The 15,953-nt window shown below is 67.0% G+C and carries 18 protein-coding genes; 15 read left to right on the top strand and 3 right to left on the bottom strand.

Annotation, left to right across the window (positions count from 1 at the left end; all coding sequences use genetic code 11):
- The 8 genes from QM569_RS02720 to fliR all read left to right on the top strand — a co-directional run bounded on the left by QM569_RS02720 (position 1) and on the right by fliR (position 5,568).
- Positions 1-1,224, top strand: a complete 1,224-nt coding sequence (locus QM569_RS02720; protein ID WP_414985690.1) for a flagellar hook-length control protein FliK — start codon at positions 1-3, stop codon at positions 1,222-1,224.
- 152 nt (positions 1,225-1,376) lie between these two features.
- Positions 1,377-1,964 (top strand): flagellar basal body-associated protein FliL, encoded by a 588-nt coding sequence (gene fliL / locus QM569_RS02715; protein ID WP_414985689.1) that lies wholly within the window; start codon positions 1,377-1,379, stop codon positions 1,962-1,964.
- A gap of 18 nt (positions 1,965-1,982) precedes the next feature.
- On the top strand, positions 1,983-2,987 hold the full coding sequence (fliM, locus tag QM569_RS02710) for a flagellar motor switch protein FliM (RefSeq protein ID WP_414985688.1): 1,005 nt from the start codon (positions 1,983-1,985) through the stop codon (positions 2,985-2,987).
- Positions 2,977-3,420, top strand: coding sequence for a flagellar motor switch protein FliN (fliN, locus tag QM569_RS02705; RefSeq protein ID WP_414985687.1), 444 nt, complete (start codon positions 2,977-2,979; stop codon positions 3,418-3,420). Before fliM ends, fliN begins: the two co-directional genes overlap by 11 nt.
- 7 nt (positions 3,421-3,427) lie before the next feature.
- On the top strand, positions 3,428-3,763 hold the full coding sequence (locus QM569_RS02700) for a FliO/MopB family protein (protein ID WP_414985686.1): 336 nt from the start codon (positions 3,428-3,430) through the stop codon (positions 3,761-3,763).
- Positions 3,756-4,514, top strand: coding sequence for a flagellar type III secretion system pore protein FliP (gene fliP / locus QM569_RS02695; protein WP_414985685.1), 759 nt, complete (start codon positions 3,756-3,758; stop codon positions 4,512-4,514). The genes QM569_RS02700 and fliP overlap by 8 nt, the downstream gene beginning before the upstream one ends.
- Positions 4,515-4,524: 10 nt before the next feature.
- On the top strand, positions 4,525-4,794 hold the full coding sequence (gene fliQ / locus QM569_RS02690) for a flagellar biosynthesis protein FliQ (protein ID WP_414985684.1): 270 nt from the start codon (positions 4,525-4,527) through the stop codon (positions 4,792-4,794).
- The gene (gene fliR / locus QM569_RS02685) at positions 4,795-5,568 is read left to right on the top strand and encodes a flagellar biosynthetic protein FliR (protein ID WP_414985683.1); all 774 of its coding nucleotides are present in this window, start codon (positions 4,795-4,797) and stop codon (positions 5,566-5,568) included. It abuts the gene before it with no gap.
- A gap of 95 nt (positions 5,569-5,663) precedes the next feature.
- Here fliR and QM569_RS02680 read toward each other — a convergent pair whose 3' ends face one another.
- Entirely contained in the window at positions 5,664-6,293 is a 630-nt protein-coding gene (locus QM569_RS02680; protein ID WP_414985682.1) for a response regulator, read from the bottom strand.
- On the bottom strand, positions 6,290-7,381 hold the full coding sequence (locus QM569_RS02675; protein ID WP_414985681.1) for an ATP-binding protein: 1,092 nt from the start codon (positions 7,379-7,381) through the stop codon (positions 6,290-6,292). The genes QM569_RS02680 and QM569_RS02675 overlap by 4 nt, the downstream gene beginning before the upstream one ends.
- Positions 7,382-7,509: 128 nt before the next feature.
- Here QM569_RS02675 and QM569_RS02670 point away from each other — a divergent pair, with 128 nt between their 5' ends.
- The 7 genes from QM569_RS02670 (at position 7,510) to QM569_RS02640 (ending at position 13,831) form a co-directional block, all read left to right on the top strand.
- Positions 7,510-7,956 carry a hypothetical protein gene (locus QM569_RS02670; protein WP_414985680.1) on the top strand — a complete coding sequence of 149 codons (447 nt, stop codon included), beginning with the start codon at positions 7,510-7,512 and terminating at the stop codon, positions 7,954-7,956.
- Positions 7,957-8,003: 47 nt separating this feature from the next.
- On the top strand, positions 8,004-8,366 hold the full coding sequence (locus QM569_RS02665; RefSeq protein ID WP_414985679.1) for a response regulator: 363 nt from the start codon (positions 8,004-8,006) through the stop codon (positions 8,364-8,366).
- Positions 8,367-8,403: 37 nt separating this feature from the next.
- Positions 8,404-10,476 carry a chemotaxis protein CheW gene (locus QM569_RS02660; RefSeq protein WP_414985678.1) on the top strand — a complete coding sequence of 691 codons (2,073 nt, stop codon included), beginning with the start codon at positions 8,404-8,406 and terminating at the stop codon, positions 10,474-10,476.
- 31 nt (positions 10,477-10,507) lie between these two features.
- On the top strand, positions 10,508-10,996 hold the full coding sequence (locus QM569_RS02655; RefSeq protein WP_414985677.1) for a chemotaxis protein CheW: 489 nt from the start codon (positions 10,508-10,510) through the stop codon (positions 10,994-10,996).
- Between the two features lie 62 nt (positions 10,997-11,058).
- On the top strand, positions 11,059-11,952 hold the full coding sequence (locus tag QM569_RS02650; RefSeq protein WP_414985676.1) for a CheR family methyltransferase: 894 nt from the start codon (positions 11,059-11,061) through the stop codon (positions 11,950-11,952).
- Positions 11,953-11,983: 31 nt separating this feature from the next.
- Entirely contained in the window at positions 11,984-12,724 is a 741-nt protein-coding gene (cheD, locus tag QM569_RS02645) for a chemoreceptor glutamine deamidase CheD (protein WP_414985705.1), read from the top strand.
- Positions 12,725-12,739: 15 nt separating this feature from the next.
- Positions 12,740-13,831: a protein-glutamate methylesterase/protein-glutamine glutaminase gene (locus QM569_RS02640; RefSeq protein WP_414985675.1), complete on the top strand. Its 1,092-nt coding sequence runs from the start codon at positions 12,740-12,742 to the stop codon at positions 13,829-13,831.
- Here the strand turns inward: QM569_RS02640 and QM569_RS02635 are convergent.
- Positions 13,828-15,726, bottom strand: coding sequence for an ATP-binding cassette domain-containing protein (locus tag QM569_RS02635; RefSeq protein WP_414985674.1), 1,899 nt, complete (start codon positions 15,724-15,726; stop codon positions 13,828-13,830). The two genes, QM569_RS02640 and QM569_RS02635, sit on opposite strands and share 4 nt — an antisense overlap.
- Between the last annotated feature and the right edge of the window lie 227 nt (positions 15,727-15,953).

The following is a 15,953-nucleotide window of genomic DNA, read 5'->3' as shown; positions in this document are numbered from 1 at the left end:
ATGGAACAAGCCAGAATTTCCCCTTCCTCTTCATCGCAGGGCGCACAGTCGGCCCATGCGGCGCGTGGCAAGTCGGCGGCGCAGGACGCTGCGGGCACGGAAGGCGCAGCGGGCGGTTTTCTCGCGCTGCTGGCCGCGTTGGGAGATGGTGGCCAGGACGAGTTGGCGCTGCTGCCGGACGGCGCCTTGGCAACGCAGGCCGACCCCCCGGCGCTGGCGCAGACCCAGGATGGCGCAGGCGTTCAGGGCGTGCTCGCAGCCTGGCAGGGCCTGTTGGCGCCAGTGGCCCAGGGCGTGTATGGCGAGCCACAGGGGTTGGTGGCCGAGACCACGATGCTCGACACCGCTGTGGATGCCCAGGGTGGTCCGGTGCCCTCCAGCGCCATGGCGTCCGGCGCTGCGCGCGCGCTGTCGCGCATGCAGGGCGCCCTGGCCCAGCGTGCGGATGCGGCGGATACGCCATCCACCGTGGGTCGCGCGGGCGTTGGCGATGCGGCGCGGCAGGCTTCGGTGCCGCCGCACGCCGCCGCCGCGACCACTGCCGTGCAGATGGTGGGTGATCGCGCCGTGCCCGGCGCATCGCACGCGGACCGTGCATCGGCAGGCGCTGCCTTTGTCGAGGCATCGGCACCGTTGGCTGACGGCCTGCTGGCAGCCGTGGCATCGGCCCAGGGCGGTGAAGCGGGGGCTGCCGGGCCGCGTTCCGGCGAAGGACGGGCGGGCGCTGGCACGCCGTACGGCGACGCCATGGCCGAGGCTCCGCAAGAGCCTGTCAGCCCCGATGCCGCCACTGCTGCAGTCGCCGACCCCACCCAGGCCAGTGCCGAGGACCAGATCGCCGAGCAGGTGGCGTACTGGGTGCATCAGAAGACCCAGAACGCGGAGCTGACGCTCCAGCGCGACGGCCAGCCGGTGGAAGTCTCGGTGTCCCTGTCGGGCAACGAGGCCCATGTGGCCTTCCGCAGCGACCAGGCGCAGACGCGCGAACTGCTCGATCAGGGCATGGCGCAACTGCGCGAGCTGCTGCGCGGCGAGGGGCTGGTGCTGTCTGGCATGTCGGTCGGCACGTCCGCCGGACAGGGATCAGGCGGCAACGCTGCGGACGGGCAGCGCCAGCGCGAGGGCGCCCGCCAGGGGCAGGTGGTCGCTGCAGTGCCTGCGGGCACCGGCGCAGTGCCGCGCCCGGGTGGCGCGACCGACCGCACCGTCGATGTCTTCGTATGACACAGGTGGGCAGTCGAGCGCGGTGAATGCCATGGTTTTGGGCTTTTATTCTGGCTATTATGGGTTGCCGCCCGCCCCAATAATGGGCCATCCCCAACGGCTCGCCCCCTGATCGCGCAGGCGCGGCCTGCTTCCAACCAAGGACCCGCATCGTGTCAGCCAATCCTCCCGCAGCCGCTACCCCGCACAAGGGCAAGAAGATGCTGGTAATCATCATCGGCGTCGTGCTGGCGCTGTTGGTGGTGGGCGGGGGCGCGGCGTGGTTCCTGATCAGCCGCTCGCACGCGGAGGACGATGCCGACGCACCGGCTGCCCGCAAGGAAACGGCCAAGGTGGCACCCACCTTCCTGCCCATGGAGAACATGGTGGTGAACCTGGCCGACCCCGGCGGTGAGCGGTTCGCGCAGATCGGCATCACCCTGGAGCTGGACGACGCCAAGACGGCCGAGCAGGTCAAGCAATACCTTCCTGCCATCCGCAGCGGCATCCTGATGCTCATCTCCCTGCGCACTTCCAGCGAAATGCTGCAGCGCGAGGGCAAGGAGAAGCTGGCGAACGACATCCTGCGCGAGGTCTCGCGCCCCCTGGGCTATTCAGTGCCGACCGAGCGCGAGCGCGAGCGCGCCCGCTCCGCCGCGCGACAGGAAGAGGGCGCCGACGAAGAGACCGAGCGCCCGCGCCGCCGCGCCGAGCACAACCCGGTGCGCCGCGTGCTGTTCTCCAGCTTCATCATCCAGTGACCCGGGCGAGGACCAGCCATGAGTGATTCATTTCTTTCGCAGGAAGAGGTCGATGCCCTCCTAGAAGGGGTCACCGGGGAGAGCCAGAAATCCGTCGAGGAAACGGTGGAGGCGGGCGCCATCCGCGACTACGACCTCTCCAGCCAGGAGCGCATCGTCCGTGGCCGCATGCCGACGATGGAAATCGTCAACGAGCGGTTCGCGCGCAACTTCCGCATCGGCCTGTTCAACTTCATTCGCCGCAGCCCCGAGATCTCGGTGGGCACGGTGTCCGTGCAGCGCTACAGCGCCTTCCTGCGCGAACTGGCGGTGCCCACCAACTTCAACATCGTCGCCATCCGTCCGCTGCGCGGCAGCGGCCTGATCGTGTGCGAGCCCTCGCTGGTGTTCGGCATCATCGACACGCTGTATGGCGGCGTGGGCAAGTTCCAGACCCGCATCGAGGGGCGCGACTTCTCGGCCACGGAGCAGCGCGTCATCAACCGCCTGGTGGACGTGATCTGCACCGAGTACAAGAAAGCCTGGCAGGGCATTTACCCGCTGGAGCTGGACTACCAGCGCTCGGAGATGCAGCCGCAGTTTGCCAACATCGCCACGCCCAGCGAGATCGTGGTGTCCACCGCGTTCCAGCTGGAGATCGGCGACCTGTCGGGCGCCATCCACCTGTGCATGCCCTACGCCACGCTGGAGCCTATCCGCGACGTGCTGTATTCGTCCGTGCAGGGGGACTCCATCGAGGTGGACCGGCGCTGGGTGAAGGTGCTCTCGCGCGAGATCCAGGCTGCCGAGGTGACGCTTGTGGCCGAATTGGCCAAGGCAGACGCCACCGTGGAGCAGCTGCTGGCGATGAAGCCCGGCGACTTCATCGAGCTGGACAGGCAGCCGCGCATCCAGGCCACCATCGGCGGGGTGCCCGTTTTCGAGTGCCAGTACGGCACCCACAATTCCAAGTACGCCATCCGTGTCGAGGAGTGCCTGCGCAACGCGGACATGAGCTGGCTGGGAGAGAAAAATGTCAACTGAAGAACAAAACAGCAACAAGGACGCCGCTGCCGACGATCCGTTCGCGGGCTGGGCCGAGGCGCTGGAAGAGCAAAAGCGCACCGACGGCAAACCGTCCGACGCCGAGCAGGGTGGCCCTCTGTCGGGCGATCCCGTGCGCCCGTTCTCCGGCGGCTCGGACGGCACGGTCAACGACATCAACATGGTGCTGGACATCCCTGTCCAGCTTTCGGTGGAACTGGGGCGCACCAAGGTGCCGATCAAGTACATCCTGCAGCTCGCCCAGGGCTCGGTGGTGGAACTGGACGCGCTGGCGGGCGAGCCCATGGACGTGCTGGTCAACGGCTACCTCATCGCCCAGGGCGAGGTGGTGGTGGTGAACGACAAGTTCGGCATCCGCCTGACCGACGTGGTCACGCCGTCGGAGCGGCTGCGCAGAGTGAGCCGTGGATAGCGGCGGCATGACCCAGACCCTGGTCGTGGTGGTGCTCTTCGTGGCCGCCATGGCCTGCCTGCCGTGGCTGGTGCGGCGGCTGCAGCAGCGCCACGGCGCGGGGCAGATCGGCACAGGCCCGGCGTCGCGCGTGCTGTCCACGGTAGCGGTCGGCCCGCAGCAGCGCGTGGTCACGGTCGAGGTGGGGCCGGAGCATGCGCGCACCTGGCTGGTGCTGGGCGTGACGGCGCAGCAGATGACTTGCCTGCACGTGCTGCCCGTGTCTGCGCCGCCGACGCCTGCCTCTTTCGCGCAGGAAATGGCGGCGGCCCGCAGCGACGGCCCAAAGGCCGACCATGGCTGAGAAAGCCGCACCCTGGCTGCGCTGGGGGCTGGCGCTGACGGCGCTGGCAGCGGCCCCGGCCTTCGCGCAGCAGGCCCAGGGCACGCTGCCGCTGATGGTGGCCAACGGCCCGACCGGCACCAGCTACTCGGTGCCGATCCAGACGCTGCTGTTCTTTACCGCGCTGTCGTTTCTACCTGCCGTGCTGCTCATGATGACGGGCTTCACGCGCATCGTCATCGTGTTGTCGCTGCTGCGCCAGGCCATCGGCACGCAGCAGGCGCCGCCCAACCAGGTGATCATCGGTCTGTCGCTGTTCCTCACCTTCTTCGTCATGGGGCCGACCTTCGACCGCGTCTATCAGGAAGCCTACGTGCCCTACACCACCAACGCCATCACTTTCGAGCAGGCGCTGCAGAAGGCCGACGCGCCCCTGCGCAGCTTCATGCTCAAGCAGACGCGGCAGTCCGACTTTGCGCTGTTCTCCCGCCTGGCGCGGCTGGACCCCAAGGTGACGGCCGAGACCGCGCCGCTGCGCGTGCTGGTGCCCGCCTTCGTCACCAGCGAGCTGAAGTCTGCCTTCCAGATCGGCTTCATGATCTTCATCCCCTTCCTGGTGATCGACATGGTGGTGTCCAGCATCCTCATGTCGCTGGGCATGATGATGCTGTCGCCGGTGCTGGTGGCGCTGCCGTTCAAGCTCATGCTGTTCGTGCTGGCCGATGGCTGGAACCTGCTGATCGGCTCGCTGGCCGCCAGCTTCGTCACGTAGAGGAGCGCCCATGACCTCCCAATTCGTCCTGACCATGGGCCGCGAGGCCCTGACCCTGCTGCTGATGATCGCCATGCCGGTGCTGGGCGTGGTGATGGCCGTGGGGCTGCTCGTGAGCATCTTCCAGGCGGTCACGCAGATCCATGAGGCCACGCTGGCCTTCGTGCCCAAGCTGGTGGCGGCCATGGTGGTTTTCGCCATCGCGGGGCCGTGGATGCTGAGCACGCTGGTGGATTACATCCGCCGCACCATCGAGTCCATACCCTCGGTATTGGGTTAGGTGATCACCTTCACCGAAGCCCAGTTGATGGGCTGGCTGTCTCCCATCCTGTGGCCGTTTCTGCGTGTGCTGGCGGTGTTCTCGGTGGCGCCGGTGTTTTCCATGCGCGCCATTCCCATGCGCGTGAAGATCGGCCTGTCCTTCCTGGTGGCGCTGTGCGCCCAGGCCGCGCTGCCCGATGCGCCGGTCATCAGCCTCAACGGCCACCAGGCGCTGGGCGCGGTGGCGCAGCAGGTGGCGGTGGGCATGGCGATCGGGTTCGCCGTCAGGCTGGTGTTCTCGGCGGTGGAGTTGGCGGGCGAGGTGATCGGCCTGCAAATGGGGCTGAACTTCGCCTCGTTCTTCGACCCCGCGTCCAACGCCCAGGTGAGCGCCGTGGCGCGCTTCTTCGGCCACATGGCCACGCTGCTGTTCGTGGTCATCAACGGCCACCTGCTCATCCTGATGGCGGTGGTCAAGAGCTTCGACCGCTTTCCGGTGGACGGCAGCTTCTTGCAGGCGCTGGCGCAGATGCGGCTGTACGAACTGGGCGCGTCGCTGTTCGCCAGCGCGCTGTGGATAGCGCTGCCCATGATCGGGCTGCTGCTGTTCGTCAACCTGGCGCTGGGCATCATCTCGCGCGTGGCGCCGCAGATGAACATCTACTCCGTGGGCTTTCCGGTCACGCTGACCGTGGGTCTGCTGGGCATCACGGCCACGCTGCCGCTGCTGGACCAGCCCATCATGCGGCTCTTGCAGCAGTCCATGGACATCTTCGGCGTGCGGATTGGATAGTTCAAAAATGATAGCTGCTTGTGCCTGCCATTCAATGGTTTCAGATGGTTTTTATTCTGAAACCAAGAAAACACGGGCGCAGGCAGCTATGATTTTTATACCAACTGATTGCGGATGGCATACACCGTGAGTTCGGCGTTGTTGGAGAGCTTGAGCTTCTCCAGCACCCGCGCGCGATAGACGCTCACAGTCTTGGGACTGAGCATCAGCTCCTCGGCAATGTCCGACAGCCGCCGCCCCGAGGCGATCTTCACCAGCGTCTGCAGCTCGCGTTCTGACAGCGCCGCGTGCGGCACCTCGGGCGTGGGCTGGGCCAGGCTGTCGGCCAGCATCTGCGCCACCTCGGCGGTGAGGTACTTGCGCCCCTGCACCACGGTGCGCACGGCGGCGATCAGCTCCACCGGGTCGCCCGCCTTGTTGGCGTAGCCCTGGGCGCCCGCCTTCAGGCAGCGCAGGGCGTACTGGTCCTCGGGGTACATGGAGACCACCAGCACCTTGATGGCGGAGTGCGTCTCACGCAGGCTGGCCAGCACTTCCAGGCCGCCACGGCCCGGCATGTTCAGGTCCAGCAGCAGCACGTCGCAGGCCGCCGAGCGCAGCACTTCGCGCAGCTCGGAATAGCTGCCTGCCTCGCCGGTCACGGTGATGTCCGGCGCGTCGGCCAGCGTGTCGCGGATGCCGCGCCGCAGCACGGCGTGGTCGTCGCACAGCACTACGTGGATCACGGCGCGTCTCCTGGAGTGAGGGGGACGGACAGTATCACCGACGTGCCCTGGCCCGGCCTGCTGCTCACGTCCAGCCAGCCGCCCACCGTGCGCGCCCGCTCGTGCAGGCCCTTCAGGCCGAAGGACTTGGGCTTGTCCCGCATCTCGGGCGCGATGCCCCGGCCATCGTCGGACACCTCCAGCGTCAGCACGCCCTCGCGGTCGGACAGGTCGATGCGCACCTTGCCCGCCTGCGCGTGCTTGGCGATGTTGGTCAGCGCCTCCTGCGCCGTGCGGTAGGCCACGAGCTGCACGTCCGCCGGGGCGCCGATGGCGTCGCTGCTGGACTGCACGCGCGCGGGTACGCCGGTGCGGCGCGCAAAGCCCTCGGCCAGCCACTGCACGGCGGCCACCAGGCCCTGCTCCAGCACGGGCGGGCGCAGGTTCATCATGATGCGCTGGCTGGCGCCGATGGCGTGCTGCAGCATCTCCGCCGCCGAGGCCGCGTGCTGCTGCATGGCCGGGTCGGCGCTGTGGCGGCCCATCCAGGCCACGTCGAAGCGCACGGCCGTCAGCGCGCCGCCGATGTCGTCGTGGATCTCGCGGGCGATGGCGGCGCGCTCCTGCTCGATCGACAGTTGCAGGTGCTCCGCCAGGTCGGCCAGCCGCCGCTCCGAGGCCGCCAGCTCGGCCACGGCCTGTTCGCGCGCCTGGCGGGCCTCGTGGACCTCCAACGCGCGCGTGATGACGCGCGGCAGGCGCGGCAGGTCGTCTTTCAGCAGGTAGTCGGCAATGCCCAGGTGCATGGCGTCCACCGCCGCCGCCTCGCCAATGGCGCCAGACAGCAGCACGAACGGCGGGTGCTGCGGTTTGCGCGCCACATGGGCCCAGGCGTCCAGCGCGGTGAAGCCGGGCAGCCAGTAGTCGGCCAGGATGATGTCGAACGCTTGCTGGTCGGCCAGCCGCTGGAATTCGGGCAGCGTGTCCACCCGCAGCAGGCGGCACGGCAGGCCCGACCGTTGCAAGGCCCGTGCGGTCAGCTCGTGATCCGCCAGGGAATCTTCAAGATGGAGGATGTTCAGGGTCTGGTCGGGTGCCATCGTGACCATAGGGGCGCTATCATAGGATACAAATTGGAACAAACAAGGGTGTTTGTCCGCTTGGGGCGGGCTCTGCGCGCGCGTTCAATCAACGCTACCGTATTTTTGCAAGCGGCGCTGGCTGCGATGGAGAAACGATGCAATCTGCGCTAACGACATCTGGAGGGCCTGCTGTCCAGGTGCCCGTCATGGTGGCGGCGGAGTTGCAGGATTCGCTGCTGGTCGTCATGCACGACCTGCACCGTCTGGAAGGGCTGCTCAACCACGCCACCGACAACCTGCTGGAGCGCTTTGCCGAGGCCAACGCCGTGCTGACCGACGATGCCGTGGCCCATTCTCCAGCGCTCGTGGCGGCCCGCGCCGCGCTGCGCAGCGCGGTGACGGAGCTGCAATTCCAGGACATGGCCTCGCAGCTCATCTGGCACACCACCAAGGTGCTGCAAGGCTGCGCGTTCCGTTTGGCCTCGGAGGCCATGGGCCACGAAGAGGGCGAGGAGGCGGCCCCCTTCGCCGAGATGGCCCCCGACCGCCCCAATCCCGTGACGCAAAGCGAAATGGACGCCGGGTCCGTGGACTTGTTCTGAGCCAAGCCGTTCCCTGTATATATTCAAGCCCGTTTCTGGAGCCGTACATGCAATCGATCCTTGCCGTAGATGATTCACCTTCCATGCGGAAGATGGTGTCATTCACCCTCACGGGGGCTGGCTACCATGTGGTGGAAGCGGTGGACGGGCAGGACGCCCTGGAAAAGGCCGAGAGCCATGACATCCATCTCGTGCTGGCCGACCAGAACATGCCGCGCCTGGATGGCATCGGGCTGACCCGCAAGCTGCGCGAGAATCCCAAGTTCAAGACCATTCCCATTCTGATCCTGACCACCGAGTCCAGCGACCAGATGAAACAGGCAGGCCGCACCGCCGGGGCCACGGGCTGGCTGGTCAAGCCCTTCGACCCCAACCGCCTGATCGAAGTCATCCAGAAGGTGATCCGCTGAGCGGGGCACTCCATCAGAACACAGCAGGAGCCTACAGATGGCGGAAACCTACCAAGAAGGATCGGGCGCAGGCGCGGACTTCGACCTGAGCCAGTTCTACCAGATCTTCTTTGAAGAAGCGGGCGAGAACCTCGACCAGATGGAGCAAATGCTGCTCGACCTGGATCTGGAGAACGCCAACGACGAAGAACTCAACGGCATCTTCCGCTGTGCGCATTCGATCAAGGGCGGCTCGGCCACCTTCGGTTTTTCCGACGTGGCGGAGCTGACGCACCAGATGGAGTCGCTGCTGGACCGCCTGCGCCGCCACGAGCTGCAGCCCATCCCGCAGATGGTGGACGTGCTGCTCGAATCCGCCGATGCCTCGCGCAGCCTGCTGGCGCGCCACCAGGCGGGCGGGCAGGGCGAAGCCGTCTCCACGGCCTCCCTGGTGCGCCGCATCAGCGAGTTGGCCGCCGGGCAGGTGCCCAGCGAGGCCGCCGTGGCCGCGCCACCGCCCCCTCCGCCGCCAGCGCCTGCCGCCGCGGCCATGCCCCCGCCGTCCGCCCCTGGCGTGGCGCGCTCGCTCGAAATCCAGATCGGCCCGCTGGAGCGCCCTGAGCAGGCTGACGCCGTCAAGGAGCTCTTTCGCGACATCCCCGGCCTGGGCTCCATCCGCGACCTGGGCAGCCCGCAGCCGGGCACGCGGCTCTTCGCGGTGGAAACCACGTCCACCAACGACGACCTGCTGGACCTGTTCGCCTTCCACGTCGCCAAGGAGCAGGTGCTGATCCGCGATGCCGCCGCACCGACCGCCGATGCCGGTGGCAGCAGCGAGGTTTACGGCTTCTTCAACGACGCCCCCGGCGCCCCTGCGGGCGGGGTGCCCCAGGCCGCACCCGCCCAGGCGCCGAAGCCTGCAGCGGCCAAGGTTGCCGAGCCCCGCGCCGCCGCGCAGGCGCAGATGGAGTCCACCACCATCCGCGTGGACGTGAAGAAGGTGGACCAGCTCATCAACCTGGTCGGCGAGCTCGTCATCACCCAGGCCATGCTGGCGCAGAACAGCCGCGGGCTGGATGCAGGCGCCTACCAGCAGTTGCTGGCGGGGCTGGCCGACCTGGACCGCAACACGCGCGACCTGCAAGAGTCGGTCATGTCGATCCGCATGATCCCCATGTCGATCGTCTTCAGCCGCTTCCCGCGCATGCTGCGCGACCTGGCGAACAAGCTGGGCAAGAAGGTCGAGCTGGTCACGCTGGGCGAGGCCACCGAACTGGACAAGGGCCTGGTCGAGAAGATCACCGACCCGCTGACCCACCTGGTGCGCAACAGCTGCGACCACGGCATCGAGATGCCCGCCGACCGCATCGCCAAGGGCAAGTCGGAGCACGGCACCATCACGCTGTCGGCCTCGCACCAGGGCGGCTCCATCGTCATCGAGGTGCGCGACGATGGCCGGGGCCTGTCGCGCGAGAAGATTCTCAAGAAGGCGCAGGAGCGCGGCCTGGACGTGTCCGAGCAGATGAGCGATGCCGATGTGTGGCAACTGATCTTCGCGCCGGGCTTCTCCACGGCGGACGAGGTGACCGACGTGTCCGGCCGCGGCGTGGGCATGGACGTGGTCAAGAAGAACATCGCCGCCCTCAACGGCACGGTGGAGATCGACTCCGCCGAAGGCTACGGCATGAAGGTGTCCGTGCGCCTGCCGCTCACGCTGGCCATCATGGACGGCATGTCGGTGGGCGTGAGCGACGAGGTGTACATCCTGCCGCTGTCGTCGGTGGTGGAGTCCTTCCAGGTCAATGCCAGTGACGTGAACACGGTGGCGCAGGGCTCGCAGCTCGTGAAGGTGCGCGACGAATACATGCCCGTGATCGCGCTGGAGAGAATCTTCCAGGTGCCGCGCGCGGACGCCAGCAAGTCCAGCAACATCATGGTGGTCGTCGAGGCCGACGGCAGCCGTGTGGCGCTGCTGGTGGACGAACTGCTGGGCCAGCACCAGGTGGTGGTCAAGAACCTGGAGTCCAACTACCGCAAGGTGCCCAACGTGTCGGGCGCCACCATCCTGGGCGACGGCACGGTGGCCCTGATCCTGGATACCGGCGGCCTGGTGCGCAGGGCGCGGCACTGAAGCATGAAGCAGAGTCATAGGAGAACACGCCATGAGTGTGACCGGTAAACCCGCAGACGCCGCGCCCGCCGGGGCGCGCGAGTACCTCACCTTCCGCCTCGGCCAGGAGGAGTACGGCATCGACATCCTGAAGGTGCAGGAAATACGCGGCTACGAGCCCCCTACGCGCATCGCCAACGCGCCCAGCTTCATCAAGGGCGTGGTCAACCTGCGCGGCACCATCGTGCCCATCGTGGACATGCGCATCAAGTTCAACTGCGCACAGGTGGACTACAACAGCTTCACCGTGGTCATCATCCTGAACCTGCGCAACCGCGTGGTGGGCATCGTGGTGGATTCGGTGAGCGACGTGATGGAGCTGACCGCCGAGAGCATCCGCTCCGCCCCTGACATCGACAGCGCCATCGACGCGAGCTGCATCCTGGGCCTGGGCTCGGTGGGCGAGCGCATGCTGATCCTGCTCGACATCGAGAAGCTCATGTCGGGCGTGGACATGGGGCTGGTGTCTGCTAACGAATAGGCGCCGCTTGCAAGGGCCGGGCGACTGGCAAATTTCCTGGAGCGAACTGCATTCCCCTCCCCATGGCCGTATCCACCCGTGCATCATCTGCCGCCAGGCCCGACCCCGCTGCCGCAGCGGCGGCGCTGGCCCCGGCGGGGCCTCTGGCGCAAGGGCGCGAGTTCGTCTGGACCCATGCCGACTTTGCGCGTGTCCAGGCGCTGATCTACCAGCGCGCGGGCATCAGCCTGCACGACGGCAAGCACGCCATGGTGTACAGCCGCCTGTCGCGGCGGCTGCGTGACACGGGGCACACCAGCTTCCACGACTACCTGGGCTGGCTGGAGACGCACGATGGTCCCGAGTGGCAGGAGTTCATCAACGCGCTCACCACCAATCTGACGGCGTTCTTTCGCGAGCAGCACCATTTCGAGATCTTCGCGTCGCACCTGCGCGCCAAGCCTGGCACCCACTGGCGTGTGTGGTGCAACGCGGCGTCCACGGGCGAGGAGCCGTACTCCATCGTCATGACCGCGTTCGAGGCGCTGGGCGCGAATGCGTCCTTCAAACTCACCGCCAGCGACATCGACTCGCGCGTGCTGGCCACGGCAGCGCAAGGGGTGTACCGCCTCGACAGCCTCAAGGGCCTGAGCCCGGAGCGCCTGCAAAAGTTCTTTTTGCGCGGCAAAGCGGCCAACGCAGGCATGGTGCGCGCCAAGCCCGAGCTGCGGCGCGCCATCGACTTCATGAGCGTCAACCTCATCCGTGATGACTGGCCGTTCCGCGAGCCCTTCGACGTGGTGTTCTGCCGCAACGTGATGATCTACTTCGACGCCCCCACGCAGCGGCGCGTGCTCGAAAGAATCCACCGGGTGCTCAAGCCGGGGGGCATGTTGTTCGTGGGGCATGCCGAGAATTTCAGCGAGTCCCGGGACCTGTTCACGCTGCGCGGCAAGACGGTGTACGAGCGCCTCTGACCCGTCCTGCCACCCTAGCACCATGACCCCTATGCAAGCAGGCACCTCCCCCTCCCTCGCCGCAGCAGGCGGTGCCGCCGTGCCCGAGCGCCGCCGCGCCCCCCGCATCGCCCCGTTGAGCGCCGACATTTACGCATCGGGCGCGAGGCCCGTGCGGGAGTCGTCGCTGGTGGAGCTCAAGGCCCGCAGCCGTCGGCCCGGCGAGGCGTCGTTCTTCTACCTGGACCACCACTTCCAGCACAACGCGGTGAAGGTGCTGCCCGGCGAGTATTTCGTGTCCGACGAAAGCCTGGTCATTATGACCGTGCTGGGATCGTGCATCGCCGCCTGCCTGTGGGACAGCCGCGCGCACGTGGGCGGCATGAACCACTTCATGCTGCCGGACGGCGACGCGACCGACGTGTCGGGGCGCTACGGCTCCTACGCCATGGAGCTGCTGATCAACGAGATGCTCAAGCTGGGCGCCCGCCGCGAAACCATGCAGGCCAAGATCTTCGGCGGCGCGCAGGTCATGCACAACTTCACGACCATGAACGTGGGTGAGCGCAACACCAACTTCGTCCTGAACTACCTGCACACGGAGCGCATTCCCATCGTCTCCGAAGACGTGCTGGACATCTATCCGCGCAAGGTGGTCTTTTTCCCCGTCACCGGCAAGGCCATGGTCAAGCGGCTGGCGCACGCCCATCCCGAGGAACTGGCCCAGGAGGTCAAGGGCAACGCAGCCACGGTGGCCAAGGCCACGGCGGGCGGCTCCGTGGACCTGTTTTGATTGAGGTGTGAGTCGATGAGCAAGAAAATCCGGGTGATCGTGGTGGACGACTCGGCGCTGGTGCGCAGTCTGCTGTCGGAGATCATCAACCGGCAGCGCGACATGGAGTGCATCGGCACGGCCAACGACCCGCTGGTGGCGCGCGAGATGATCCGCGAGATGAACCCCGATGTCATCACGCTGGACGTGGAAATGCCCCGCATGGACGGCATCGACTTCTTGGGCCGCCTGATGCGCCTGCGCCCCATGCCCGTGGTGATGATCTCCACGCTGACCGAGCGCGGTGCCGAGGTCACGATGCGGGCGCTGGAGCTGGGCGCCATCGACTTCGTCGCCAAGCCCCGCGTGGGCCTGGCCAGCGGCCTGAACGAGCTGGCCTCGCAGATCGTGGACAAGATCCGCGTGGCGGCAGTCGCGCAGGTCCGCCGCGCACCCGCGCGCGAAGCCGCGCCCGCTGGCGGCGCCGCGCCTGCGGTGCCGTCGTCGGCGGCGCTGCTGGGGCGCCTGTCCACCGAGAAGCTGATCTGCATCGGCGCATCCACCGGCGGCACCGAGGCCATCAAGGAAGTGCTGGTACACATGCCCGCCGATTCGCCCGCCATCGTCATCACGCAGCACATGCCGCCGGGCTTCACCACCAGCTTCGCCGCGCGGCTGAACGGCCTGTGCCAGATCACCGTGAAGGAAGCCGTGAACGGCGAGCGCATCCTGCCCGGCCACGCCTACATCGCCCCGGGCGGCACGCAGTTCCATGTGGCGCGCAGCGGCGCCAACTACGTCGCCGTGGTGGACGACGGCCCGCCGGTGAACCGCCACAAGCCGTCCGTCGAGGTGCTGTTCAAGTCCGCCGCCGCCGTGGTGGGGCGCAACGCCTTCGGCATCATGCTCACCGGCATGGGCAACGACGGCGCCGCCGCCATGCGCGAGATGAAGGACGCGGGCAGCTACAACTATGTGCAGGACGAGGCCACGTGCATCGTCTTCGGCATGCCGCGCGAAGCCATCGCCCACGGCGCGGCGGACGAGGTGCTGCCGCTTCCGCAGATCGCACCGGCCCTGATCACGCGCCTGCGCGGCGCCACGGACCGGCTGCACCACCGCATCTAGTCCGAGAGCGCCGTCCAGCGCTCCAGCGCCGCCATCAGCTCGTCGTCGATGGCGGCCGCGCGCACCGTCATGGCGGTGGCCTGCGCGGGATCGGTGCTGAACAGGCTGCCGTCGGCCAGTGCGTCCTGCAAGGTTTTTTGCTCCGTTTCCAGTGCGGCGATCTGGTCGGGCAGCTGCTCCAGTTCGCGCTGCTCCTTGTAACTCAGCTTCTTTTTTGATAGCTGCTCGCGCTTGCTGGATAAGCGCTGGGGGCTGTTTTCATTCAAATTCTGGGCAACTGCCTTCTGCGCCGGGGCGGGCGCTGCCTGGAGTGCCCGGCCGCGCTTGGACTGCAGCAGCCAGTCTTGCACGCCGCCCTCGTACTCGCGCCACAGGCCATCGCCCTCGAACGCGATGGTGCTCGTCACCACGTTGTCGAGGAAGGTGCGGTCGTGGCTGACCAGGAACACCGTGCCTTCGTAGTTTTCCAACAGTTCTTCCAGCAGGTCCAGCGTGTCGATGTCCAGGTCGTTGGTCGGCTCGTCCAGCACCAGCACGTTCGCCGGGCGCGCGAACAGGCGGGCCAGCAGCAGCCGGTTGCGCTCGCCGCCCGACAGTGACCGCACAGGTGAATGCGCGCGGGCCGGGGAGAACAAAAAGTCGCCCAGGTAGCTCTTGACGTGCTTGCGCTGGCTGCCGATCTCGATCCACTCACTGCCGGGGCTGATGAAGTCTTCCAGCGTGGCGTCCAGGTCGATAGCGTGGCGCATCTGGTCGAAGTACGCCACCTGCAGGTTGGCCCCTTGGCGGATGCTGCCCGTGTCCGGCGCCAGCTCGCCGAGGATCATCTTGAGCAGCGTCGTCTTGCCCGCGCCGTTGGGGCCGATCAGCCCCACCTTGTCCCCGCGCAGGATGGTGGCCGAGAAGTTGCGCACGATGGTTTTGTCGCCGAAGGCTTTGCCCACTCCCGCCAGTTCCGCCACGATCTTGCCCTGGTAGCCGCTGGCGCCGCCGGTCGCCACGTCCATGCGCACGCTACCCACTGCTTCGCGCCGCGCCGCGCGCTTGGCGCGCAACTGCTCCAGGCGACTGATGCGGCTTTGGCTGCGCGTGCGGCGCGCTTCCACGCCCTTGCGAATCCAGACTTCTTCTTGTGCCAGCAACTTGTCGGCCTTGGCGGTAATCACGGCTTCCTGCGCCAGTTGCTCCTCCTTCTGCGCCTGGTACTGCGCGAAGTTTCCGGGGTAAGAGCGCAACTGGCCCCGGTCCAGCTCGACGATGCGCGTGGCCACGCGGTCCAGGAAGGCACGGTCGTGGGTGATAGTGACCACGCTGCCGGGGAAGTCGATCAGCAGCCCTTCCAGCCACTCGATCGAATCCAGGTCGAGGTGGTTGGTCGGCTCGTCCAGCAGCAGCACATCGGGGCGCGCCACCAGCGCCTGCGCCAGCGCCACGCGCTTCTTGGTCCCGCCCGACAGTGTGCCGACGACAGCGTGAGGGTCCAGGTGCAGGCGCTGCAGGGTCTCTTCGACGCGCTGCTCCCAGTTCCAGGCATCGTAGGCCTCGATCTGCGACTGCAGCGCATCCAGGTCTGCCCCTTCCGCGCCCGACAGGTACTGGTCGCGTATCGCAATGATGTGCCGCAGCCCATCGGACGCCGCCTGGAAGATCGTGGCCGCCGGGTCCAGCACAGGCTCCTGCGCCACGAAGGCAATGCGCACGCCCTGCTGCACATGCAGCGAGCCGTCGTCGGCCTTCGCCAGCCCGCCCAGTATCTTGAGCAGCGAAGACTTGCCCGCGCCATTGCGACCGATCAGGCCGACGCGCTCCGTGGCCTGCAGGGAAAAGCTGGCATGGTCCAGCAATGCAACATGCCCGAATGCGAGCTGAGCGTCCAGTAGGGTGATGAGTGCCATGGGCGCAATTATCGGCGGCGATCCGTGCTATAGTCGTCGGCTTCGCTGCTGAGTCCCTGGCTTCTTGCGGTGAAGAAGGAAGTCAGGTGATGTTTGCTCCGGTTGCTCAAACCGGTGTAGAATGCAAGGCTTTGCTGACAGGGGCTGATGGTTTGTTGGCTCTGGTTGGTCCGAGATGTTGGTTGAAAAACTTCTTCTCAAAAGTTTGACGGCACTTTAAAAGTCGT

Origin of the sequence: Acidovorax sp., assembly GCF_047607405.1 — a bacterium.
Taxonomy (GTDB): domain Bacteria; phylum Pseudomonadota; class Gammaproteobacteria; order Burkholderiales; family Burkholderiaceae_C; genus Acidovorax.
This window is presented reverse-complemented; position numbering and strand designations above follow the sequence as displayed.

Excerpts from the sequence above, each read along its gene's own strand:
- QM569_RS02660 (WP_414985678.1), top strand. The coding sequence starts at position 8,404 with ATGGCGGAAACCTACCAAGAAGGATCGGGCGCAGGCGCGGACTTCGAC.
- QM569_RS02675 (WP_414985681.1), bottom strand. The coding sequence starts at position 7,381 with ATGGTCACGATGGCACCCGACCAGACCCTGAACATCCTCCATCTTGAA.
- QM569_RS02720 (WP_414985690.1), top strand. The coding sequence starts at position 1 with ATGGAACAAGCCAGAATTTCCCCTTCCTCTTCATCGCAGGGCGCACAG.
- QM569_RS02655 (WP_414985677.1), top strand. The coding sequence starts at position 10,508 with ATGAGTGTGACCGGTAAACCCGCAGACGCCGCGCCCGCCGGGGCGCGC.
- QM569_RS02670 (WP_414985680.1), top strand. The coding sequence starts at position 7,510 with ATGCAATCTGCGCTAACGACATCTGGAGGGCCTGCTGTCCAGGTGCCC.
- fliQ (WP_414985684.1), top strand. The coding sequence starts at position 4,525 with ATGACCTCCCAATTCGTCCTGACCATGGGCCGCGAGGCCCTGACCCTG.
- QM569_RS02640 (WP_414985675.1), top strand. The coding sequence starts at position 12,740 with ATGAGCAAGAAAATCCGGGTGATCGTGGTGGACGACTCGGCGCTGGTG.
- fliP (WP_414985685.1), top strand. The coding sequence starts at position 3,756 with ATGGCTGAGAAAGCCGCACCCTGGCTGCGCTGGGGGCTGGCGCTGACG.
- QM569_RS02700 (WP_414985686.1), top strand. The coding sequence starts at position 3,428 with ATGACCCAGACCCTGGTCGTGGTGGTGCTCTTCGTGGCCGCCATGGCC.
- QM569_RS02635 (WP_414985674.1), bottom strand. The coding sequence starts at position 15,726 with ATGGCACTCATCACCCTACTGGACGCTCAGCTCGCATTCGGGCATGTT.
- fliM (WP_414985688.1), top strand. The coding sequence starts at position 1,983 with ATGAGTGATTCATTTCTTTCGCAGGAAGAGGTCGATGCCCTCCTAGAA.
- QM569_RS02650 (WP_414985676.1), top strand. The coding sequence starts at position 11,059 with ATGGCCGTATCCACCCGTGCATCATCTGCCGCCAGGCCCGACCCCGCT.
- cheD (WP_414985705.1), top strand. The coding sequence starts at position 11,984 with ATGCAAGCAGGCACCTCCCCCTCCCTCGCCGCAGCAGGCGGTGCCGCC.
- fliN (WP_414985687.1), top strand. The coding sequence starts at position 2,977 with ATGTCAACTGAAGAACAAAACAGCAACAAGGACGCCGCTGCCGACGAT.
- QM569_RS02665 (WP_414985679.1), top strand. The coding sequence starts at position 8,004 with ATGCAATCGATCCTTGCCGTAGATGATTCACCTTCCATGCGGAAGATG.